General features: G+C 32.2%; 26 protein-coding genes and 1 tRNA gene. 9 read left to right on the forward strand and 18 right to left on the reverse strand.

Annotation, left to right across the window (positions count from 1 at the left end; translation table 11 throughout):
* Positions 1-47: 47 nt before the first annotated feature.
* From ABD859_RS01020 to aroB, 3 genes are all read right to left on the reverse strand, one after another.
* Complete coding sequence (locus ABD859_RS01020) at positions 48-1,451, reverse strand: type III PLP-dependent enzyme domain-containing protein (protein ID WP_345139016.1); 1,404 nt, start codon at positions 1,449-1,451, stop codon at positions 48-50.
* A gap of 62 nt (positions 1,452-1,513) precedes the next feature.
* On the reverse strand, positions 1,514-1,693 hold the full coding sequence (locus ABD859_RS01025; RefSeq protein WP_345139019.1) for a hypothetical protein: 180 nt from the start codon (positions 1,691-1,693) through the stop codon (positions 1,514-1,516).
* A gap of 57 nt (positions 1,694-1,750) precedes the next feature.
* Positions 1,751-2,818: a 3-dehydroquinate synthase gene (gene aroB / locus ABD859_RS01030; protein WP_345139022.1), complete on the reverse strand. Its 1,068-nt coding sequence runs from the start codon at positions 2,816-2,818 to the stop codon at positions 1,751-1,753.
* A gap of 279 nt (positions 2,819-3,097) precedes the next feature.
* Here aroB and ABD859_RS01035 point away from each other — a divergent pair, with 279 nt between their 5' ends.
* Positions 3,098-4,267, forward strand: coding sequence for a proline dehydrogenase family protein (locus ABD859_RS01035; RefSeq protein WP_345139025.1), 1,170 nt, complete (start codon positions 3,098-3,100; stop codon positions 4,265-4,267).
* A gap of 114 nt (positions 4,268-4,381) precedes the next feature.
* Here the strand turns inward: ABD859_RS01035 and ABD859_RS01040 are convergent, their stop codons facing one another.
* Positions 4,382-6,166 carry an ABC transporter ATP-binding protein gene (locus ABD859_RS01040; RefSeq protein ID WP_345139028.1) on the reverse strand — a complete coding sequence of 595 codons (1,785 nt, stop codon included), beginning with the start codon at positions 6,164-6,166 and terminating at the stop codon, positions 4,382-4,384.
* A gap of 266 nt (positions 6,167-6,432) precedes the next feature.
* Between ABD859_RS01040 and ABD859_RS01045 the strand changes: the two genes are divergently transcribed.
* From ABD859_RS01045 to ABD859_RS01060, 4 genes are all read left to right on the forward strand, one after another.
* Positions 6,433-6,507 (forward strand) — tRNA-Val (locus ABD859_RS01045).
* Between the two features lie 272 nt (positions 6,508-6,779).
* Entirely contained in the window at positions 6,780-7,184 is a 405-nt protein-coding gene (locus ABD859_RS01050; RefSeq protein WP_345139031.1) for a helix-turn-helix domain-containing protein, read from the forward strand.
* Positions 7,185-7,356: 172 nt separating this feature from the next.
* Positions 7,357-7,695, forward strand: coding sequence for a hypothetical protein (locus ABD859_RS01055; protein WP_345139033.1), 339 nt, complete (start codon positions 7,357-7,359; stop codon positions 7,693-7,695).
* A 16-nt stretch (positions 7,696-7,711) separates the two neighbouring features.
* Positions 7,712-8,920: a PQQ-binding-like beta-propeller repeat protein gene (locus ABD859_RS01060; protein ID WP_345139036.1), complete on the forward strand. Its 1,209-nt coding sequence runs from the start codon at positions 7,712-7,714 to the stop codon at positions 8,918-8,920.
* 72 nt (positions 8,921-8,992) lie between these two features.
* Here ABD859_RS01060 and ABD859_RS01065 read toward each other — a convergent pair whose 3' ends face one another.
* On the reverse strand, positions 8,993-9,370 hold the full coding sequence (locus ABD859_RS01065) for a hypothetical protein (protein WP_345139038.1): 378 nt from the start codon (positions 9,368-9,370) through the stop codon (positions 8,993-8,995).
* Positions 9,371-9,501: 131 nt separating this feature from the next.
* Here ABD859_RS01065 and ABD859_RS01070 point away from each other — a divergent pair, with 131 nt between their 5' ends.
* A complete protein-coding gene (locus ABD859_RS01070) occupies positions 9,502-9,897 on the forward strand; it encodes a VOC family protein (RefSeq protein ID WP_345139041.1) in 396 nt (131 codons plus the stop codon).
* Between the two features lie 52 nt (positions 9,898-9,949).
* Here the strand turns inward: ABD859_RS01070 and ABD859_RS01075 are convergent, their stop codons facing one another.
* The 7 genes from ABD859_RS01075 to ABD859_RS01105 all read right to left on the reverse strand — a co-directional run bounded on the left by ABD859_RS01075 (position 9,950) and on the right by ABD859_RS01105 (position 15,347).
* Positions 9,950-10,303 (reverse strand): nuclear transport factor 2 family protein, encoded by a 354-nt coding sequence (locus ABD859_RS01075; RefSeq protein WP_345139043.1) that lies wholly within the window; start codon positions 10,301-10,303, stop codon positions 9,950-9,952.
* Positions 10,304-10,340: 37 nt separating this feature from the next.
* On the reverse strand, positions 10,341-11,276 hold the full coding sequence (locus ABD859_RS01080; RefSeq protein ID WP_345139046.1) for a hypothetical protein: 936 nt from the start codon (positions 11,274-11,276) through the stop codon (positions 10,341-10,343).
* A gap of 87 nt (positions 11,277-11,363) precedes the next feature.
* The gene (locus ABD859_RS01085; protein WP_345139049.1) at positions 11,364-11,906 is read right to left on the reverse strand and encodes a helix-turn-helix domain-containing protein; all 543 of its coding nucleotides are present in this window, start codon (positions 11,904-11,906) and stop codon (positions 11,364-11,366) included.
* A 20-nt stretch (positions 11,907-11,926) separates the two neighbouring features.
* On the reverse strand, positions 11,927-12,340 hold the full coding sequence (locus tag ABD859_RS01090) for a VOC family protein (RefSeq protein WP_345139052.1): 414 nt from the start codon (positions 12,338-12,340) through the stop codon (positions 11,927-11,929).
* 74 nt (positions 12,341-12,414) lie between these two features.
* On the reverse strand, positions 12,415-13,533 hold the full coding sequence (locus tag ABD859_RS01095) for an FAD-dependent oxidoreductase (RefSeq protein ID WP_345139055.1): 1,119 nt from the start codon (positions 13,531-13,533) through the stop codon (positions 12,415-12,417).
* A gap of 61 nt (positions 13,534-13,594) precedes the next feature.
* Positions 13,595-14,356: an AraC family transcriptional regulator gene (locus ABD859_RS01100; RefSeq protein WP_345139058.1), complete on the reverse strand. Its 762-nt coding sequence runs from the start codon at positions 14,354-14,356 to the stop codon at positions 13,595-13,597.
* 22 nt (positions 14,357-14,378) lie between these two features.
* A complete protein-coding gene (locus ABD859_RS01105) occupies positions 14,379-15,347 on the reverse strand; it encodes a helix-turn-helix transcriptional regulator (RefSeq protein WP_345139062.1) in 969 nt (322 codons plus the stop codon).
* A gap of 96 nt (positions 15,348-15,443) precedes the next feature.
* Here ABD859_RS01105 and ABD859_RS01110 point away from each other — a divergent pair, with 96 nt between their 5' ends.
* Positions 15,444-16,619 carry an FAD-dependent oxidoreductase gene (locus tag ABD859_RS01110; RefSeq protein ID WP_345139064.1) on the forward strand — a complete coding sequence of 392 codons (1,176 nt, stop codon included), beginning with the start codon at positions 15,444-15,446 and terminating at the stop codon, positions 16,617-16,619.
* A 298-nt stretch (positions 16,620-16,917) separates the two neighbouring features.
* Here ABD859_RS01110 and ABD859_RS01115 read toward each other — a convergent pair whose 3' ends face one another.
* The 5 genes from ABD859_RS01115 to ABD859_RS01135 all read right to left on the reverse strand — a co-directional run bounded on the left by ABD859_RS01115 (position 16,918) and on the right by ABD859_RS01135 (position 19,022).
* Entirely contained in the window at positions 16,918-17,409 is a 492-nt protein-coding gene (locus tag ABD859_RS01115) for a hypothetical protein (protein WP_345139067.1), read from the reverse strand.
* A 17-nt stretch (positions 17,410-17,426) separates the two neighbouring features.
* Positions 17,427-17,777 (reverse strand): hypothetical protein, encoded by a 351-nt coding sequence (locus ABD859_RS01120; RefSeq protein WP_345139070.1) that lies wholly within the window; start codon positions 17,775-17,777, stop codon positions 17,427-17,429.
* A gap of 64 nt (positions 17,778-17,841) precedes the next feature.
* The gene (locus ABD859_RS01125; RefSeq protein ID WP_345139073.1) at positions 17,842-18,219 is read right to left on the reverse strand and encodes a DoxX family protein; all 378 of its coding nucleotides are present in this window, start codon (positions 18,217-18,219) and stop codon (positions 17,842-17,844) included.
* A 6-nt stretch (positions 18,220-18,225) separates the two neighbouring features.
* Positions 18,226-18,693: an SRPBCC domain-containing protein gene (locus tag ABD859_RS01130; RefSeq protein ID WP_345139076.1), complete on the reverse strand. Its 468-nt coding sequence runs from the start codon at positions 18,691-18,693 to the stop codon at positions 18,226-18,228.
* Between the two features lie 5 nt (positions 18,694-18,698).
* Complete coding sequence (locus ABD859_RS01135) at positions 18,699-19,022, reverse strand: ArsR/SmtB family transcription factor (protein ID WP_345139079.1); 324 nt, start codon at positions 19,020-19,022, stop codon at positions 18,699-18,701.
* Between the two features lie 99 nt (positions 19,023-19,121).
* Here ABD859_RS01135 and ABD859_RS01140 point away from each other — a divergent pair, with 99 nt between their 5' ends.
* Complete coding sequence (locus ABD859_RS01140) at positions 19,122-19,472, forward strand: DUF2200 domain-containing protein (protein ID WP_345139082.1); 351 nt, start codon at positions 19,122-19,124, stop codon at positions 19,470-19,472.
* A gap of 55 nt (positions 19,473-19,527) precedes the next feature.
* Here the strand turns inward: ABD859_RS01140 and ABD859_RS01145 are convergent, their stop codons facing one another.
* Positions 19,528-20,583 carry a linear amide C-N hydrolase gene (locus tag ABD859_RS01145; protein WP_345139085.1) on the reverse strand — a complete coding sequence of 352 codons (1,056 nt, stop codon included), beginning with the start codon at positions 20,581-20,583 and terminating at the stop codon, positions 19,528-19,530.
* A 215-nt stretch (positions 20,584-20,798) separates the two neighbouring features.
* Here ABD859_RS01145 and ABD859_RS01150 point away from each other — a divergent pair, with 215 nt between their 5' ends.
* Complete coding sequence (locus ABD859_RS01150; protein WP_345139087.1) at positions 20,799-21,782, forward strand: alpha/beta fold hydrolase; 984 nt, start codon at positions 20,799-20,801, stop codon at positions 21,780-21,782.
* Positions 21,783-21,805 lie beyond the last annotated feature (23 nt).

Raw genomic sequence — 21,805 nt, forward strand, 5'->3', positions numbered from 1 at the left:
CAAATTAAGAATTTTATAGGAAATAACTTTTTAATTTGCAGTTTTTTTTACAATTTTTTCTTGTAACCTAAAATCTTTAAAACATCATCAGATGTCTGCTGCTCAGAGAAAACTTCTGTTGCCAATATTCCATTTTCATCGCGATCAATTAAAATATGTTTTGGCTGCGGAATTAAACAGTGGTGCAAACCTCCGTATCCTCCAATTGTTTCCTGATATGCTCCTGTATTAAAGAAACCAATATATAATGGTTTTTCTTTATTGTATTTAGGCAGGTAAATCGCGTTCATATTCTGCTCTGAGTTGTAATAATCATCGCTGTCGCAAGTTAAGCCTCCTAACAAAACCCGCTCGTATGTATCATTCCAGCGATTAATTGCCAGCATAATAAAACGTTTGTTAATAGCCCAGGTATCAGGAAGAGTAGTAATGAAAGATGAATCGATCATATTCCATTTTTCTCTGTCATTTTGCTGTTTTTGATACAAGATCTGATAAATTGCACCACCGCTTTCTCCTACAGTAAACGAACCAAATTCTGTAAAAATATTTGGTACATCAACTTCCGCTTCATCGCAGGCAATTTTAATCTGATTGATAATTTCATCAATCATATATTGATAATCATATTCAAATGCTAATGAGTTTTTAATTGGGAAACCACCTCCAATGTTCAATCCATCAAGAGTAGGGCATTCCTTTTTAAGTGCAATGTATACTTTAATACATTTTACAAGCTCATTCCAGTAGTATGAAGTATCGTTGATTCCGGTATTAATGAAAAAGTGAAGCATTTTAAGCTCTAATTTATCATTTTCCTGAATTTGTTTTTTATAGAACGAAACAATGTTTTTGTAACCAATTCCTAATCTTGATGTATAAAACTCAAATTTAGGTTCTTCTTCGGCAGCAATACGGATTCCAATTTTGAATTTTCCTTTAATTTCTGCTTGAAGCAAATCTAACTCTTCGTAATTATCAATAATCGGAATAGTATTTTTATGTCCGTTATTAATTAATCTTGCAATGTTAGAAATATATTCGTCTCTTTTAAAACCGTTGCAGATTACATAAGTACTTTTGTTGATTTTACCATTTTCTAATAAATTCTCAACAATATTAACATCAAAAGCAGATGAAGTTTCGATGTGAATGTTATTCTTGAAAGCTTCATTCATAATGTATTCAAAATGAGAGCTTTTTGTGCAATAACAGTAGTAATATTTTGCGTCGTATTTGTTCTTTTCCATTGATTTTCTGAACCATGCTTTTGCTTTGTTGATGTTTTCAGAAATCTGAGGAAGATAAGTAAACTTTAAAGGCGTTCCGTATTGTTCAACCAATTTCATCAAATCGATGTTGTGAAATTGAAGATTGTCTTTGTTTAGTTTAAATTCCTCTTGTGGAAAATAGTATGTTTGATTTATAAGATCAGAATATTTTGTATTCATTTAGTTTTCAATATTTTATATTTGTTATTTAAATTTAGTAAAAAAGGTTCTAAATCTAAAATTCAAACTCTAATATTGGCAAATACAATCTGCAGTTTTTCGTGTTCGGCTTTTGAGCATTGGAAAACATCAAAACAAAACGGACTTTTGCTATTGTAAAAACGGTTCAACATTCTTAGTAAAGAACTGTTGAGTCTGTTTCTGTAAGAGCTGAATTCTCTTTGTTTATTGTTTGTTTTCATCGTGGCAAATGTAAAAAATAAAATATACCAAAAGCAATGGTTTTGATTAAAAAAAAATTAAGATTTATAATCTTGAAACGCTTCCAGAATCAATTTATTTTCAACCGATTGGTTAATTTTTATTTTTCCGATTCCTTCAATTAATGCAAATTGAATTAAGCCGTATTCATTTTTTTTATCGTGAACAAGCAGTTCAAGAATAGGATCGATATCATTTTCTTCAAAAATTACCTGATCGTAAATTGACTGAATAGCGGTTTTAATCTCGATATATTCTTCTTTTGAAATTAAATTTTTATGCAGCGAAATGTAGCTTTCCAGGATCATTCCTACAGCGATTGCTTCTCCATGGAGCAGCGTTGTTTTTTCTTCGCTTTCCAGAAAATAACTTTCAATAGCGTGTCCTAAAGTATGCCCGAAATTTAAAGCTTTACGAATGTTTTTCTCAGTTGGATCCTGAATTACGATTTCGTTTTTAATTTCAACAGAACGATAAATTAATTCATCAAGCCCGTTATAATCAATAGAAGTTATATCAAGAAATTCTCTCCAGTATGCGGCATCGTAAATTAAACCATGTTTAAGCATTTCAGCCAGTCCGGAACGCATTTCGGTTTGTGGTAAAGTCTCAAGATATTGGGTGTCGATTAAAACCATTTGCGGTACATTAATAACACCAATCTGGTTTTTAAGATTTCCTAAATCAACTCCGGTTTTTCCACCCACAGATGCATCAACCATAGATAATAAGGTTGTTGGAATATTTATAAAATCAACTCCTCTTTTAAAGGTAGAAGCCACAAAACCGCCTAAATCTGTAACGACCCCGCCGCCAAGATTAATAATAAGTGATTTTCTATCAGCGCCAAGCTCTGTTAAAACATGCCAGATCTGAATACAAGTTTCAATATTCTTATTAGCTTCTCCGGCTTCAAATTCGATAATTTCGATATTTAAATCCGTTTCTATAATAGGAAGAAGTTTAGGAAGACAGTGCTCATTTGTTTCTGTATCTACTATAATAAAGATATTAGAGTATTTATTTTCTCTTAAATGGTTATTTAAAGCTTCGTAAGCATTTTGGTTGAAATGCACGAGATAATTATTTGCTTGTATAGACTGCATAATTCTTTAGTTAATTGAAAGCGCAAAATAAGGCATTTTAAGCTAAATAATATTCAAATTTTGGTTCTAATTTGTTTTAAAATGAATGATTCTAAATTAGCTTCAAATAACATTTGATTATCTAATTTCCAGATTTTGAATGATCTCGCAAATAAGCGGTAAAATTTTACTTCATAATTTAACATTTTAAACCCCGATATTGATAATTTGTAAAAATTTCATACGATTTCGTGAAGAATATTCAAATCACTCTATATCTTTGCATAAAAACTAAACTTAATGGAAAAAATATTCGATAACACGCAAGTTGCTTTTTCACTTAAAAGTGATACGGAACTTGACAGAGCTTATTTTCTTTTTAAAATGATTGACAGTGAACCATTAGTAAGAATTGGTACTGCTGTAACCAATTTTGCTATTAAAGCGCATCTTCCTGTAGAAGGCTTGATTCGTGCCACTGTATTTGATCATTTTTGCGGAGGAGTTAACGAAAATGACTGTTTAACGGTAGTTGATAAAATGTTTACCAAAGGCGTTTCATCTGTATTAGATTATTCAGTTGAAGGAAAAGAAGAAGAGGAACAGTTTGATGCTGCCTTAGAAATGACCTTAAAAACTATTGAATTTGCAAAAGAACGCCTTGCGATTCCGTTTGCAGTATTTAAGCCAACTGGTTTAGGACGTTTTGAATTATATGAGAAATTAGGAGAAAAACAAACTTTAAGCCCAGCTGAACAAGAAGAGTGGAATAGAGTTGTGGCTCGTTTTGATCAGGTTTGCAGCGAGGCTCATAAAAAAGATGTTGCTTTGTTAATTGATGGTGAAGAAAGCTGGATGCAGGATGCTGCTGATGATTTAGTTACCGATATGATGCGTAAATACAACAAAGAAAAAGCGATTATATTTAATACTTTACAAATGTATCGTTGGGATCGTTTAGATTACCTAAAAGGTCTTCATGAAGTGGCTAAGAAAGAAGGTTTCTATATTGGTATGAAATTAGTTCGCGGCGCATATATGGAAAAAGAAAACAAACGTGCGGAAGAAAAAGGATATGTTTCTCCAATCTGCGTTTCTAAACAAGCTACTGACGATAACTATGATGCAGCTGTAAATTACATGTTAGATCATTTAGAAACTATGTCAATTTTTGCGGGTACTCATAACGAATTAAGTTCTTATAAACTTTTGGAAATGATGGCTCAAAAAGGAATTGCAAAAAACGATAACAGAATCTGGTTTGGGCAGTTATACGGAATGAGCGATAACATCAGCTATAACTTAGCCGAAAACGGTTACAACGTAGCTAAATATCTTCCATTTGGACCTGTAAAAGATGTTATGCCGTACTTAATTCGTCGTGCAGAAGAAAACACTTCGGTTGCAGGACAGACAAGCCGAGAATTATCGATGATTAAAGCTGAACGTAAACGCAGAAAAGGAAAATAATTTTAGTGTTCAGTGAGCAGTTTTAATGTTCAGTCTGATTGTATATAAAAAAAGCTCCGATTTTATCGGAGCTTTTTTTATTGGAATTTGGATTTTATTTTTTGGAATTTAATCTCAAGAATTACTAAACTGCAGATTACTTAAGTTTTTGTAGATTCCGTTTTCAAGGTTTATTAATTCCTGGTGCGTTCCTTCTTCTGAGATTCTTCCATTGTCAAGAACCAGAATCTTATCAGCATTTCTAATCGTCGAAAGTCGGTGTGCGATAATAATACTCGTTCTTCCTTCCATTAAAACTTCTAAAGCCTCCTGAACCAGTTTTTCGCTTTCGCTGTCTAATGATGAAGTAGCTTCGTCTAAAATTAAAATACTTGGATTTTTAAGCAAAGCTCTTGCAATGGCAATACGCTGACGCTGTCCGCCTGATAATTTTACGCCGCGTTCTCCAACCAAAGTTTCGAATTTCTCTGGGAAACCATCAACAAAATTAAAAGCATTTGCCTGTTTCGCTGCCTGAATAATTTCTTCATCTGTAGCATCTGGTTTACCATAAGCAATATTTTCTCTAATAGTTCCTCCAAATAAAATAACATCCTGAGGAACGATACTCATATTACCGCGAAGATCTTCAAGATCATAATCGTAAATGTTTTTTCCATCAACCGTAATTTCTCCCGAAGTTATATCGTAAAAACGTAATAAAAGAGATGATATTGTTGATTTTCCGGCACCGCTAGGTCCAACAATCGCTATTTTCTGTCCAAACTCAGCTTTAAAATTAACGTCTTTTAAAACCTGAATTTCCTGACGTGTTGGATAACTAAAAGCAACATTCGTAAAGGTTACGTTTCCTTTTATTTTTTCTTTGCTATTATTTGAATCTGAATTGATTTTCTCCGGGTTTTCATCTAATAATTCAAAAACTCTTTCTGTTGCTCCAATTGCCTTTTGGATTTGAGCATATAATTCGGCAATACCACCAAAAGAAGCTCCAACGAAAGTAGAATATAATACAAATGAAATTAATTGTCCTACACTCATTTCTCCGGCAATACTTAAACGCACGCCAAACCAAACTACCGCTACAATAGCGCCAAATAAACAGAAAATAATAAATGAAGCAAAATAACCACGATACTGCCCGCCTTTAATAGCCAGTTTTACAACATCGCTGATTTTCCCTTTATAACGGGCGATTTCGTACCATTCGTTAGCAAAAGCTTTTACAATACTGATTCCCTGCATGGTTTCTTCAACAATAACCTGACTTTCTGCAACCTGATCTTGTACTTTTTTAGAATATTTTCTAATGAATCTTCCAAAAACGACAGCTGCTACAGCTACTAAAGGCACTACAGAAAGCATTAATAAAGTCAATTTGAAACTTTCTGTCGCCAGTAATATTACACCGCCTATAATTAATATAAACTGACGTAAAAATTCGGCAATGGTTGTTGTTAAAGTATCCTGAATCTGAGTAATATCGGCACTAATACGGCTGTTTAGTTCGCCGACTCTTTTTTGCGAAAAGAAAGTCATTGGCAGCTTTACTAAATTTGTGTATAAAGCCAAACGAAGATTTGCCAGTGTATTTTCGGTAAAATTTACAAATAATGATAATCTGAAAAATGAGAAAAAGGATTGTAAAAACAAGATTCCAATTAATCCAAAAGCAATTTGATTTGCCTGGCCATTATCCTTGTTTTTTACGCAGTCTACAAGCATTCCCATTAATTTAGGAAAGGCTAGGGCAGTAGCTCCTGTTAAAAGCAGAAAAATTAATCCAATGAAAAACTTCCATTTGTGATTTCCTGCGTATGTAAATATGGTTTTTGCTTTGTTGAGTGAAGTAGCCGTTATTTTTGATTTTGGTAAATCATTTTCTTTAAATCGTGCCATTAGAATATACTATTTTTAGGTATGCAAATGTATGACTATAGCAAATCAATACAAAGTAATATTACGAATTAGAGTTCTCGTTTTAGCTTTTTAACGAAAATATAAGAAAAAGCTAAATTTTCTTTACTTTTTAAGATCCTGAAAAATAAGCTTGTAAATAATAACATTAAATTTTATTTCATTTTTTTTATAAATATGCTTGCAAATACAAAATCTAGCTGTATATTTGCACTCGCAATCACAAATGATAGCAACCTAGTAAAATAGGGCGATTAGCTCAGCTGGTTCAGAGCACCTCGTTTACACCGAGGGGGTCGGGGGTTCGAACCCCTCATCGCCCACAAAATTCCAAAAACTCCAAAGTCATTAGATTTTGGAGTTTTTTTGTTATTATAATTAATTACAAAGAAGACAGATATAGAATATTTCAAAGAATATCAGCAGATCTCTAAACTAATCATGTTATATTTTTTAAAAAGAATAATCTGTACAAAATGAAGGTATATTATCTGATAAGTGAATACTTTCCAAGATATTTTTTTTTACCTTTGAAACTCGCACTTTTTAATAGAAATGGCTTTATATGTGAGCCTTCAGAAAATTGATTTTCGATATGGAACAGAAAATACATCAGGGAAGAAACGTAAAACGTTTTAGAGAAATGCTTGGTATTAAACAAGAATCATTGGCTTTTGATTTAGGAAACGACTGGAATCAAAAGAAAATTTCTATGCTTGAGCAAAAAGATGTAATTGAAGATGATATGCTGAGACAAATTTCAAACATATTAAAAATTCCTGTAGAAGCGTTTCAGAATTTTGATGAAGAACAAGCGGTAAATATTATTTCTAATACTTTCAATGATCAATCTAATGGATATAATTATTATCCAACTTTTAATGTAAATCCAGTAGAAAAATGGTTAGAAGCTTTGGAAGAAATTAAAAGATTAAATTTAGAACTTCTGAAAGCCAAAGATGAACAAATTAAGGTTTTAGAAAAATTATTAAATAAATAATTCGAGATAATTTATTAAAGATAAGGCTCAAATAATAATTGAGCCTTTATTATTCTTAGACTTAAAATAGCTTTCTAAATTGTTGCATTTTAATCAGACTAACAGAAAAATATTTATTCATTATTGCCGTTTTAACGGGAGTTATTATGTTGAAAAAAGTAAAATGGCAAAAATGGCAAAAAAAGAAATTGAAGAGTTTAATTTTAAAAAAAACAATAACATTCTTCATGATCAGAAAACAAATTATTTAAAAACAAATGTTTACTTTGGTCTTCAAAATAAAAATGATGGTTTTGATTCAGAATCTGACTTTGAAATTATCATAGAAAGAACTGAAACAATCGGAATTGAAATTTTAGGTATTGAAGTCTGGCTGAATAATGAATTTTGCGATGTAAAAACAGCCGAAGATTATAAACCAACAGAATCAAAATGGTACCGAAAAGCTTTTTCTGATTTCAAAAAAGAAAATCCAAATTATATATACTCAGCAAGTTATAATATTCATTAAAATCCCAAATCTTAAAATGAAACAAAAACTAGTAACTTTTTTATTTGTATTTACTGTTATAAATATTTTTGCTCAAACGCCTGCTGCTACAAAGCCTGCCACAGCTAATACAAATAATAAAACGCTGCCGCCTGCAGAAATGGTTTCTAATAAAGTAGTAAGCTCAATTAAAAAAATTCCGTTAGACGAAACATCAATTCTAATTTATGATTACGACGGCGCTCTTTTTTCATATGATTTAGAAACAGAAACCATAGGCTGGACTGTAAAACCAGCCGATAATCATAATGAAATGTGTGCCAATAAAGTAACTCTTAATAATGGAGTAGTGTACATTCCGTTTGTAAATGGCGAAATAATTGCCGTTGACAATCAAAGCGGCGATGTTTTCTGGAAATCAAGATTAGGGAACATTACAGACCAGATTGTTTTAAAAGATCAGACTCCAATTGTAAATAATGGTAAACTATATATAACGGCTCAAAATCAAAACGGAAGCAGCAATATTTATGCTCTTGATACAAAAGACGGCAGTTTAGCATGGAATTACAAACTCGATACAGTAAATAATGATGTTACGCCGCTATTTTTTAATAACAAGGTTTATATACCAAGTGCAAACAATTTGTACAGCTTTGATGCCAGTACTGGAAAAGTTATCAGCCAAAAAAACTTTGAAGAAGTTATGTCTGGAAAACCAGTAGCAGATGGCGAAAATGTATTTATCGCGAATGACAAAGACATACTTTATGCTTTATCTCCAGATAAACTTGACATTTTATGGCAGTTTAAATTAGATGAAAATCAGCACAGTGTTAAAGAACGTATATTCTGTAAAGACAAAAAAGTATATTTTGCGGCGCAGGGCGAAACGGTTTCTACTTTATATGCGGTTGATTCAAAAACAGGAACTCAGCTATGGAAAAGGGACTTTGCAGGTGATAATATCGAATACATTACTGAAGCCGACGATAATATTTGGGGGTATACCAAAAAAGGAAAACTTTTTCAGATTGACATAACAAACGGTGAAATAGCATTTGAAATTAAACTAACAACGCAGCCTATATCTAATATTGAATTTCCTGTTGATGATACTATATTTTATTATTGCGATGCCGGTTTAATTAAATTTGATTTAGGCACCAAAGACGAAGATTTGTATTATATGCGTACTTCAATTAAAGACAATGTTTACAGTGCTTATTTAAAAATAATCAAATAAAATACAGAAAGCCGTTTCAATTTGAAACGGCTTCTTTTTTTAAAGATTTTGCATATAATAATTGATTAAGAATTATTTCAATTCTATATTATTTTTAATAAAAGTTTCGGCAAACCGATTTAGATTTTCTAAACCATCATTGCCTTGGTCAGAATAAAAAAAAGTACGATCGATCTTATCAATCAATATAGGATCGTATGTTTTTTTTACTCTGGTATTCTTTATCAAGTTGGAAGAAATGACTATTGTAATTCTTCTAAAACTCTTTTTTGGAAGACCATATACGGGTATTTTCTCATGCGCTATTCCTCCATATTCTGGAAACAGATACACCTTAGCTCCAGCCCGAAAATGTTTTGTACCGCTTTTTATCTCTTTTTTATCACCAAAAAAATGCTTGTCAATTATATTTCCGACAAGAACATATCTAAATTCCTTTTCATTTTCCACGATAATACTTATAACAAAATTATATCTTATAAAATTTTATATTGAAAAGCTAAAATAGAAAAACCTTGCGAAATAACTTATAAATCCTTTTAATTCCTTAACTTTAAAATTAAACAATAAAACTAAAGTTTATGAAAACCAGAATGATATGGGCCAATCTTGTTTCGAGCGACTTACAGAAAACAATTCAGTTTTATACAGATCTAGGCTTTAAACAAAACGGAAAAGAGACAGAAGAACTGGTTAGTTTTTCTTTTGCAGAAAGCAATTTCATTATTAATTTCTTTGTGCCAAAACGATTTGAATGGGCTTTAAAAGGAAAGCTCACCAATACAGAATCTGAAAACGAAATTATTTTTTCATTATCTGCAGACAGCAGGGAAGAAGTAGATCTTTGGCTTGAAAAAGTAAAAGCAGCCGGAGGAAAAATATTCTCTGAACCTGAAAATTTTGAAGCCGGTTATACTTTTGGTTTTACAGATCCGGACGGACATAAATTTAATTTCTTATACTGGCCTGGAATGTAAAAAAAACAGACAAAAACGTAGTGATATACAGCGTTTTTGTCTGTTTTATTTTTTAAACCAATTCAATATCCATTGTCTTGATTAATCCGTCCTGAAAAGTGTAAATATGTTTCACAAAACCGTCAAACATTAGATTTCCTTGTAAATCTTTTACAACCTGATGCACTTTAACTTCCAGACTTCCATTTCCTCTTTGGGTAAAGCCTGCAGGTTCAACTTTTGGGTTTATTTCAGTCCATTGTCTTGTCCAGTATTGTTTTATTTCGTCATGCCCGCTTATATAACCGCCTTCCCAGGCTTTTGACCATTGTACATCGGGCTGCATGGTCGATAATGCATTGTCGATATTTCTTTCATTAAAAGCGGTATACGCTTTATAAATTACATTTTCTAATTGATCTGCCATTTCGTTTTAAGATTGATTTGTTCAACTAATATAGTAATTATTCAAGCTTAAATTTCTCGTTTTTACAATCAATGAAAAGTTTATGATTTAAAAACAGTTTATTACCAATCATACCCTGCATTCCGGAACGTTTCATCAAAAAAGTCTGCAGTTTTGATACGCCTTCAATGTAGGTTACTTCAGAAACCTTTAATTCGCGGTTTCCAAACTGCATTTTTTCATTGGCTTGAGCCGAAATTACTTTTAAAACATTTCCCCACGAATTTCCTTTTTCGGTTTTTATTTTACTGTTTTGAAGTTTGTAACGCTGCCATTCTTCTTTATTTACAATCAATTCGTAACCGCTTGTTCCTGAATCATAAAGCAGTTTTAGATTTTGATTATCAATTTTTGCGGTAAATAATATTTTACGTTTTTTAAACTCAAAATCAAAAGCATCGTTCAATTTTAATTCATTAAATGAACAATTATGATTCGCAAAATCCAGTACAACGGTTCTTTTCTCTAATAAATCGGTTCCAATTGTTCCAATACTATTTACAGCTTGCGGACTTTTAGAATCGATATTTTCTCCATAATCCAGCAGCTCGAAAATTGAAGAAGAAACATTTAAACCTTTGATATTAAAATCTAATGAAATCTCTTTTTGAGTCGGTTTTAAGCTGATTTCATTCGGAAATTCATTCTGAATTGATTGTAGTGATTTTTTGTAAAATACGGTTACAGGCGAGCCAAAATCAAGCTGCATATAAAATGTCTGTTCAATGCCTCTAAGCTTAACAGGAAGTAAAAGCGCCGAATATTGGTTTTCATTATCTGAAACCCATTTTAATCGAATATTTTCACCAATTCCGGAAACTTTGAGATAATTTTCCGGCGGACTAAATTTCTTATCAAAATAAAAATAGCCTGTGGTTACTGTCAGGAGAATAAGGACTAAAAGAGCCAAAACGATTTTCTTAATTATTTTCATCACAATTTTTTTTGCAATAATGCGAATTGTGATGTATTTAATCCTTAAAAACGCTGCGACAATTTTACGTCAATTACATGACATTGTTTATAAAATATTGTATTTCAATTTTATAGATAAATCCGATTTTCGGGATAAATCAGATCCGTTTTTAAAAATAATAAACAGATTGACTATTTTCAATACAACTAAAAACACTATAAACAACGGAAATTGCATAGAAAACGCTTTTTGGATAAAAGGACTTATAATCATTAAAGTCCCTAAAATAAATGTGTAAATAATTTGAATTGTCAAAATGCTTTTTCCTAATTCTTTTGCTCTCGGCTCTTTTGATTTATAGGTTAAAACCGAAGGAAAAATAATGTTTCCAAACGGAATAATTAAAGAAGACAAAGCCGAAAAATTAATCAGTTTGGCGCGTTTTATTTCAGGATCATATTGCAAATTCAGAATTAGACTTTCCGGAATTACTTCGAATGATTTTGCCAATGCTTTTAAAGTAAACCCTTTTGGAACATTTCCGGCTTCAATACGCTGAATTGTTCGCAGAGAAAGTCCTGATTTCTCGGCAAGTTCAGTTTGAGTAAGATGATTTTCTTCTCTCAATAATTGAACTTTTGTTTTCATGGTATACAATCTTTATAATATTAATAAACAGGTTCCCAAAGTTCAATTTTATTACCTTCAGTATCCATAATATGAACAAATTTACCATATTCATACGTTTCAATATCATCCAGAACAGTAACACCGTTTGCCTTTAGTTTTTCTAAAAGACCTTCAATATTCTGAACACGGTAATTCACCATAAATTCTTTTTTAGAAGGCGAAAAATAAGGATCATCTTTTTTAAAAGGGCACCATTGCGTTGATTCTATCTGGTCTGGTTTATCAATATTTCTGGATTCAAAACTGGCCGAACCCCAATCGTTGATTTCCAGTCCAAGATTTTTGGCATACCAGTCTTTTGTTTCAGCCGGATTTTCCATAAAGAAGAAAATACCGCCAACTCCTGTAACTTTTGGAGTTGTGTTATCTGGCTCGTTTTGTGAGTTTTCCATGTTTTTACTTTAAGTTATTGGTTCGTTTTTTCTGTTACTAAGATAAAATTATTTCCCTCACCATCGACAAAATTTTAATCAGCAAATTTCAGGAACGAAAAATCATTTTTAAGCATTTCAATTTCATTAACTCTTGTGTCTTGCTGGGCTTGATTTGCATAAACAAACATTTTTTGTTCGTAATCAAGAACAGCATCTTCAATCGTTTTGAATTCTCCGTTTATGAGATTTTCAGATAAAATTAAAGCATCGACAAGCCCAATATTTGCGCCTTGTCCGGCAAAAGGAGGCATTAAGTGCGCGGCATCGCCAATTAGTGTAACTGGCAGCGGACGATTGCTTTTCCATGGTTTTTCAACCGATATTTTTTTTGTAGGCAGGCCAGTAAATAATGAAGAAGCACTAAATAATTTATGATAGATTTCTCCCCAGTCAGAAAGCTTGTTCAAAAGAAATGCAGCCACATTTTCTTTATCTTCAAAATTTATTTCTAAAATCTCCGGCATTTTAAAAATTACATTGTAGCTTAATGCCTTGTTATTCTTTGGGTTTGCTACTAATAAATTTCCATTTTTAGAAGTCATCAAAATTTTATCATGACATAATTCATAAAAATCAGGGCAGTTTATTTTTGGGTTAGAAACTTCGCCTTGAATCATATATGTTCCCGTAAATTCTACTTCAGCATCAGTAATATATTTTCGAAGCGTTGTCATTCCTCCATTTGCACCAATTACAAAGTCTGCCTGCGCTGTAGTATCGTTTTCAAAATGCAGAAGCCATTTACCGTTTTGTTCCTCGATATGCGTTAATTTTCGATCCCAAACAACCGTTTTGTCTTCTAAACTATTAATTAAGAGCGTTCTTAAATCATTTCGATTAATTTCGGGATTGTCGTGTTTTTCTTCTTCGGTAGTTTCTTTAACAGATAAAATATTTCCCTTAGAATCCGCCACAATTCGCCCCATAGGAATTGCTTTTTCATAATATTTATCGAGAAGTCCAGCTTTCTGCATCGCATCCTGTCCGGAACCTTTATGCAGATCGAGTGTTCCGCCCCAAATTCTGGCCTGCGGATCTTTATCTCTTTCATAAACCATAACATTAATCCCGTTTTGCTGTAATAATCGGGCCATAGTTAAACCAACCGGACCCGCGCCAATAATGGCGATATTCTTGTTTTTAAGTAACATAATTTTGATATTAAATTAGGTTACAAAATTGAAAAAGAGAGAAGGAGAAAAATAGTAAAAATCAGCCGTTTTTAGGATTCGTTTTCTTAATAGCCACAATATCCATAAACCGATTATCGCTGTTTTTACTTAATTCTTTTGGGGTAACGCCGGAATATTTCTTGATTTCTTTAATAAAATGATTTTGGTCTGTAAAGTTGTGTTCAGGAAAAAGACGCCCTTCGCTTATGTGTTTAAAAGAAGATCCAAAACGAAGAATATTGCAATATGTTTTTAAAGAAATTCCAAATTGCTGATTAAAGTATCGATTGATTTGACGACTGCTCCAAAACACATTTTCAGATAGTTCTTTTACAGTTATTGACCCTTCTGAAGCATAAATAAGTTCAAATAATTTCTTCTTTCTGTTGTCGATATTTTCTATTGAAATGCTTTTGATGATTTGGGTTATTCTGCTGCAAAAAATTTCAAAACTACTTAAATCATTATTTGAAAACTTCCAGATTTCATCTGAAAGAATCCTGCCGCCATTTAAAACATCTTTTATCGAATCACCAAATAAATATTCTACAGCCAGAAGTTTAAACCCTGCAGAATACATTTTAGTGCCTACAGGAATATTAATCGCACTTGGCATTGTGTCTAAACCTCTAATCGATATCTGCCATGAACTGTCAATATTTATTACAGCCAGATCGACCATTCCGTTTGGCAAAATTGTCGACGGAATTTCTTTTCCCGTATTGTTTTCAAGCTTCCAAAAGCTGTGAACCAAGTGGGAAATAGAAGAATCTGGTAAAGCCGACTGAATTATTAAACTCATTTTCTCTGATCTTTTAGCAAAGTTAAAAATTAGAAGTAGAATATTTCTTTGGCTTTAAGCCGATATACTGCTCAAAAACTCGTGAAAAGTGGCTTAAATTGGTAAATCCAAGCTGATAACCCACTTCTGAAACCGATAAATGATTTTCCTTTAAAAGCCTCGCCGCTTCCTGCATTCGCATAAATTGGTAATATTCAAAAACACCTTTTCCAAAAGTCTGTTTAAATAATTTTCGCAGTTTCGGTTCGCTCATTCCCGCATCCTGCGCCAGCGAAGCGATATCCGGAGCTTTATCAAGATTAGCCTGCAAATGGTATTTTATGGCATAAATGGCTTTTATATCTTTTATGTGAATGCTGCCGGGCGGTATTTCTTCGCGTTGCAATAACAAAGCAAAAATATGACACAGCAGTTCTTCGCATTTTAGTTTGTTGTAGTGATTTTCCAGACTTTCAGGAACCGGCTGGTGAATCATTTCGCTTGCTGTTGTAATTATGGCCTGTGAAATTCCGGTTTCATAAATAAAAGTATCGTTTGGTGAAAGGATATTTGAAATTACAGGATGTTTTAAACTTCCAAATCTTTCCTGTAAATATTCTCTAGATGCCGCAATAGTTATACTTCTAAAAAATGTATTTTGAGGCATTGCAATTACAGATGAAACCGACTGCATAAAGATAGAAACACTTGGCTGCTCTGCCATTAAATGTTCTTGCTGCTGTAAAGACGAATCAAAGATACCGCTTAGAAAAAAGATAATATTTTCTTTTCCTTCCGGAAATTCGTTTTTGCGTTCCAGTACAATTTCTTCTTTAATATAATAATTTCTGATCATCATTCGCAGATCATTTCCCCACGTAAATCCGGTCATATAACCTTCTCCCAGTTTTTTAGGAATATCTACAAAACGACCCCGCACAGAAGCGCCAATTGCTTCTGCAAGCTTATACAGAATTCCTGAACCGTTTTTATCGACAACTTCAATTTTCATTTACGACTATTTTAATATCATATCTGAATATTTTATCTGTAAAGGTAAATATAATTTTGTAATGAAAATTTAAATGAATTTAAAAAGAAGAAAATTATGTTATTAGATAATAAAAAAGTTGCCATTATTGGCGGCGGTCCGGGCGGATTAACTCTTGCTAGATTATTGCAGCAAGACGGTGTAGATGTAAAAGTATATGAAAGAGACGAAAATCGAAATGTGCGCCAGCAAGGTTCAACACTGGATTTACACGATGATACGGGGCTAAAAGCCATTATTAAAGCTGGATTATTAGACGAATTCAAAAAAAAATATCGTCCGGGAGCGGATAAAATGAAAATTACCAATCGCAATATGGAAGTTGTATTTAGCGACCATGACGAAAAACCAAATGAAGATTTTGGAAATGAACATTTTAGACCTGAAATTGACCGTGGTCCTCTGCGTGATTTACTTATAGCATCTTTAAAAGAAGAAAATATAGTCTGGAATTCTAAATTTACCGAAATGAAACGGGAAGGTGAGGGCTGGCAGATTTTTTTTGAAAACGGAACAACCGCTTATGCTGATTTTGTAATTGCTTCTGATGGAGCTAATTCGCGTGTTAGAAAATATATTACAGATATAAAACCGATATTTTCGGGAGTAACAGCAATTGAAATCAATATTTATAATGCCCCAAAGAATGCACCTAAATTGTGGAATTTTGTAAACGACGGAAAAATCTTTGCCCTGGAAGAAGGAAAAACAGTTTTATTGAGTGCGAAAGGTGACGGAACTTTATCGGTTTTAATTGGATCAAAAACAGAACAGGAGTGGATTTCTGATTCTGGTATTGATTTTAAAAACAAAACTTCTGTAGCCGAATGGTTCAAAGAAGAATTTTCAAACTGGAATTCAGAATGGCAGGAACTTTTTCAATCAGATGAGATTTCAATAATACCGCGTCCTATGTATCATTTTCCTTTAGATCAATATTGGGAACCGCTTTCTAATTTAACCATGATTGGCGATGCTGCACACCGTATGCCTCCGTATGCGGGTGAAGGCGCAAATCAGGCACTTGCAGATGCTTTAGAATTACATGAAGTATTAATGTCTAAACTATTTGTAAATCTGAAAGATGCAGTTGCCTTTTTTGAGAAAAGAATGGTTGCCAGAACGTCTGAAATTACCGAAGTAACATTACAGCAGACTGAAGCTATGCATGATGAAAATAATCTTCAGTTACTGCTGGATTTTTTTGATGAAAATATTAATTCTCAGTTTTAGAATTAACTTATTTTATTTCCCTTTCATATTTAATTAAAAAATACTTTGCAATGGGGAATGATAGGGAATTTGGTAAGAATAAATAATAGTAAGTTTGAATCCTATCTTAAAAATAGTTCACTTTTAGAAGATGATCTTTATAATAAACAAAAAACCTATACCATAACAATCAAAAAAAAATTAAGCATCAGATGTTTATCCTAGTATATGGAAAAAACATTTATAAATTAAGTCTCATTATTCGGTCTCAGTTTTTAGTTTTAGGACTGCAAACTGAGACCGAATACTCAAACTATAATTATTTTTCTCTCATAAGATGACTTATATATCTCCCGCCATGTACTTTTATATTTAAAAATTGAATATCTTTTATATTTTGCAGATGAAATAATTGCTCTTTACTCAACATTGCATTTCTTAATTTAAAATGTTGAATTGTTGAAAATGCTTTAGATTTGAAAAGCTTTATATAGCTTTCAAAAGATGTATAATCTTCTTTAGGAATATCATTAAAATCAATTAAATCTGTATAATCAAATTGAGTGAGGAAAGTGTAATTGCTGCTTTCAGAAAAATTTTCTATAAAATTTTGATGATCATAACCGGCTTGCAGTTTTAGAGACTTAAGCGGATGATTTCCTATTTTAAAGAATGATTTATCAGGCGCGGATGGCAATGTTAGAGACTTTAACTTAGGCATTCTTGAAATAAGTTCCCCAATAATTCCATTTTCGTCAAACTCATTACTTCTTTGAATAATACTAGTATTATGATCTCCTAAATCAGTCAATTGAACATGAAAACTTTCTAAATTTGGAAATAAGTATTTTCATTTAAAAGACGATCAAAATTCCAACTTTTCGTTCCATTTGCACCTTGATCAGGACCTTCAAAGCTTAATTTTATTATCTTTTCACTAATCGATTGTTCGCTTAGTAAATCTAATAAACTACAAAAAGCAAAATTAGTCTCATAATCAAATTCTTTTGCCTTAGTTTGAAAATTATCATCATAACCATCTCCATAATAGGTAATATCAAAGTAATCCCCAATTTTAAAGAACGAAATTTTAGGTGAATAATCTAAAAAATATTCACCGTTTATTTTTAATTCATAATTATAAATCTCTTGTTGTAATTCTTCTAACTTTCTAATCATTTCTTATTGATGCAATTTTGTTAAAGAGACAAAAATATAGCTTTTTTATTACAAAATAAAAAAATTAATTAGATTTAAGCTTTCTTTCAATAGGTCTAAAATACCATGAAATTACTGTTAGAACTAATAATAAAGCAGGCCCAAAATACGCAATTCCAGAATCGCCAACTGCAAAATGCGAAAAAATAGCACCGCTCATAGCAAAAAAGAAACCAGCGTATGTCCATTCTTTTAGTAAAGGATATTTTGGAATTAAAATGGCGATAACGCCTAATATTTTCCAAATTCCAAGAATTGTCAGGAAGTAGAACGGATAGCCTAAATGTGCCATCATTTCTGTTTCTTCTTTCATTTTAAGTATTTGTACAATTCCTGTTGAAGCCATTCCTAGTGCTAACCAAAGCGTAGCAATCCAGTAAATAATTTTGTTTCTTTTACTCATCACGATTTATTTTAATTTATTAACGATTTCTTCTAAGCGGTTGTGTGCCATATTTATACCCATTGCAAAAGGCAGTTTTAACTGCTGATCTCTGTGTTCTACTGATTTATAAATAATCTGCATAGTCAGTTTGCTGGTTTGATCTGTAAGTTTTTCAAATTCCAAAAACTCTAATTGAGGTGCAAAATTGGCATTTTCCATTTCAAATGTTCTCACAATTCTTTCATTTGGCACAAAATCATGAATTACACCGTTGGCACTAAATACAACATTTCCGTTAGGATCTTTGGTTTCAAACTGCCAGCCGCCATACTTTTTGTTTTCTAATTTTAAAACTTTTGTTCCCATCCATTGTTCTACAATTTCGGCTTCGGCATAGGCTTTAAACAGTAATTCCAGCGGAAGATCAAATTCTCTGGTAATCACAATTTCCTGCTGCTCTTGTTCAGCATTTACTTTTGTTTTGCGTTCCATAATAGTTAGTTTTTTGGTTTATAATTTTTCATGATATCTTCTAATTTATTGAAACGATCATCCCACATTTTGCGGAAAGGTTCAATAAAATCAGCAACTTCTTTTATTTTTTTTGCATTGATGTAATAATAAATTTCCCTTCCGTTTTGCTGTTGATCGAGCAGTTCACATTCGGTAAGGATTTTAATGTGTTTTGAAATAGTCTGTCTCGCTGAATCAAAATTTTCAGCAATCATTCCGGGCGTCATGGCCTGAATGGCTACTAAATTTAAAATCGCTCTTCTCGTTGGGTCGGCAATAGCCTGAAAAACATCTCTACGTATTTCCATTATGCAGTTATTTGACTGCAAATATAATGAAGCCATTTGACTGCGCAATACTTTTTTGAACTTTTTTTTATAATTTTAAAGAATCTAAAAAAATATTCAATGGAAAATAAAAAGGTTTTTCAGTATTCATTTGCAAGCATTTACCGCTTATACAAAGAAAAAGTAGAGAAAAAAGAGCGTACAGCAGAAGAGCTGGACACTGTAATTCTTTGGCTGACGGGTTATAATAAAAAACAGCTGAAAGAACAGATCGAAAAGAAATCTGATCTTGAAACTTTTTTTGCAGAAGCACCAAACCTAAATCCAAATGCTTCAAAAATTACCGGAATGATCTGCGGTTATCGAATTGAAGAAATAGAAGATCCGCTGATGCAGAAAATTCGCTACATGGATAAATTAGTCGATGAATTAGCTAAAGGAAGAAAAATGGAAAAAATCCTGAGAGAATAAAAAAGCTCTCTAAAAACTGGTTTTTAAAGAGCTTCTTTATTTGAAAATTTACGTTTTAATCTAATCCGGCGAATTTAAAAGACGCCGTTGGTTTAAAATTCATAGATGATTCTCCGGAATAATTCTCGTTGTTGGCCAGACTTAGTTTTTTTACTTTGGCTTTTTCGCTAAAATCCAGTTTGCTAAATTCTACCCAGACTACATTCGGATTCAATACATTATCAAAATAATATACCAGATTCTTGTGGTCTGCAACGGTTCGCCATCTTGTAGAAGAAATATTAGGTTCTGTTTCTGAAGAAATTCCCAACGGAACAGAGCAGTTTCTAATAACACCAAAAACGCTTGAAAGTGCTGTTCTTGTATTATCTGTTTTAGGAATAGCATCTATATAATACGATGCTCTTACAAAGCGGTCAGCAGCACGGTTTGTGCCTGGAAGCATTATAGTTCCCGGAATTGATTTCCAATAGGTATTAATAGCCAATTGTTGATCAAAAATAGGGGAGTTGGTCATTGCAACGTATTTTCTGTCGTGGTGAATAACCAGATTTCCATTTATATATTCAAAAATAGCATTATCACCTGATGAATCAGATAACGACAAATGTACGGTTGCAAAAATATCTGTGCCGGGAATGTGTGATGATGTTACGACAAAATCTTTTTTTTCTAAAGCACTTACCGCTTCGGCAACTGTGGCGTAATTGTCTAAAACATACTGCAGCCACAATGAAACAGCTAAACCTTTTTCTGTGCCATTCTTTACAAACTTTGGATATGTAGATTCTACCAGCCACAAAAGATTGCCAACAAGGCCTTTTTCGTTCATTCCGTCAGAAGAAGCTATATCCCACGAACTGGTCACTACGCTGCCATACTTTGATTTCCAATTTACTGAATTATTTCCTGCTTCACCAAATCGTTCAATTCCTCTTGGAAAAAGCCATAAATTGGCCGGAATTTCACCTCGCCAGTCCATAGATCGTGCCGTTATAATGGTGCCATTTAAACCCTCATATACAATTCTTGTACAGGAATAGGCTTCTGGAGTAAACAAACTGGAACTTACGAAAACTAAAATTGCTGATAATCTTTGTTTTAATTTCATAATATGGTATTTAAAAAATTGATTATTTGTTTTTGAGAGTAGCTAATTTAATGAATATATACTAGAAATAACTTACATTTTTATTGATTTTAAATCTTTTAACTACCCAAAAAATCATAAAGAGATTATTATTTAGAATAATTTTAAATAGTTTTGTTTTTATACTTCTAAAATCTATTTTTGAAGGATATAAACGCCTTTAAAATATTTCTAAAATGAAAAATATACTTTTAAAAACCGCTAAATATTCGATTTCAGTACTATTCTTATTGTTATTTGCAGGATTTGTTTACGAACATATTTCAAGAGTATATTTTAATAAAAAACAGCCTCATGAAAGTGAATATGTTACGGTTAATAATCGAAAAATACATTTTAAGAAAGTAGGAAACAGTGCAAAAGGAACTGTAGTTTTCGAATCTGGTTTGGGCGGTGATTATCTGCATTGGCAGGAACTTCAAAATAGATTATCAAAAGAATATACAACATTGAGTTATGATAAAGCAGGAATTTTGTGGAGCGATCCAACCGAAGATGTTTCTTTAAAAAGATATGCTGCTGATTTAAGTGCAGTTTTAAAGCATACAAATTGTCCAAAACCTTATATTTTAGTTGGACATTCCTTTGCAGGAATTACATTAAGATCATTTATAAAAGAAAATTCAAAAGATATTCAAGGAATTGTTTTTGTTGATGTTTCGCATCCGCTGCAATTAAAAAAATCTTCTGAAAATTTAAAAAAATCCGTTACACCACCTTCACGCCAGGTTTTAAGTTTTTTTAATGAAACTGGAATAATACGGCTTTTATATACTTTTGTTCCGTTTACAAAGTCAGTTCCAAAAGAGCATATTTTTAATAAAAATGTCCAAAACTATTTTTATAAAATATTTGACGGGCTGATGCAGGAAATGGAAAATGACGATAAATTGATGGCAGAAGCTGAGCAGATAAACGATTTTGGAGATATTGCACTGACCGTGATTACAGCAAAATATCCAAATGGCGTTGAAAATATGCCAGATCCAAAACTAACAAATGAGTATTTAGCTATTCATAACACACTGCAGAAAGATTTACTGCAGCTTTCGAATAAGAGCAAACAGGTTTTTGCCGAAAAAAGTGGTCATTATGTAACGCTTCAAGAACCAGAATTAATTGTTGAAGCTGTAAAAGAAATTGAAAAACAAGACAAATAACAGTCTTTACAATGCATAAAAAA

The sequence above is a fragment of the Flavobacterium ginsengiterrae genome, assembly GCF_039539785.1.
Taxonomy (GTDB): Bacteria; Bacteroidota; Bacteroidia; order Flavobacteriales; family Flavobacteriaceae; genus Flavobacterium; species Flavobacterium ginsengiterrae.